2 protein-coding genes are annotated in these 809 nt (G+C 66.9%); both read right to left on the reverse strand.

What is annotated here, in order from left to right; genetic code table 11:
• A partial coding sequence (locus tag C667_RS23530) for an NAD(P)(+) transhydrogenase (Re/Si-specific) subunit beta (RefSeq protein WP_004391246.1) occupies positions 1-419 on the reverse strand: 419 nt, incomplete at its 3' end.
• Between the two features lie 10 nt (positions 420-429).
• The coding region (locus tag C667_RS23535; protein ID WP_004391250.1) for a proton-translocating transhydrogenase family protein at positions 430-809 on the reverse strand (380 nt) is incomplete at its 5' end.

Consider the following 809-nt stretch of genomic DNA (forward strand, 5'->3'; position numbering starts at 1 on the left):
GAGAAGGTGACGGCGCCGATCAGGATGCCGATGTAGATCTCCACCTCGTGGATGGTCTTCTCGGCGGCGGTGGGGAAGACCACGGAGGTGTCCACGTAGCTCGCGAAGCCCACCAGGCAGGCGGCCAGGCCCACCAGGCTGTGCATCAGCGCGACGAGCTCGGGCATCTGCGTCATCTGCACCTTCTTCGCGGCGTAGAGGCCGACCGCGGCGCCGATGACGAGGGCGATGACGATCCATGGAATGCCGCCCATGCCGACCTGCGGGCCGAACACGGTGGCCAGCACCGCGATGCTCATGCCCGCGATGCCGAACAGGTTGCCGCGGCGTGCGGTCTCGGGGTGGGCGAGCCCGCCCAGGCTGAGGATGAAGAGGATGGTGGCGCCGATGTACGAGACAGTGGCCAGACTGGAGGTCATTGTCTTCTCCTTATTTGCGGAACATCGCCAGCATGCGACGCGTGACCGCGAAGCCGCCGAACATGTTGACGGCCGTTAGGGTGATGGCCACGAAGGCGAGCACGCCGATCAGCCCCCCGGGGCGATCGCCGGCCCCATCGGCCAGCGGCGGAGCGATCTGCACCAGCGCGCCGATCGCGATGATCGACGAGATGGCGTTGGTGACGCTCATCAGCGGCGTGTGCAGCGAGGGCGTGACGTTCCACACCACCATGTAGCCCACGAAGCAGGCCAGCACGAACACGGTGAAGTGGGTCAGGAAGCTGGCCGGGGCGTACAGGCCGACGAGCAGGAACAGCAGCGCGCCGACGCCGAACACGATCGCCAGCGACTTCACCGACATCGGCTCGC

This window comes from Thauera phenylacetica B4P, assembly GCF_000310225.1.
Classification (GTDB): Bacteria; Pseudomonadota; Gammaproteobacteria; order Burkholderiales; family Rhodocyclaceae; genus Thauera; species Thauera phenylacetica.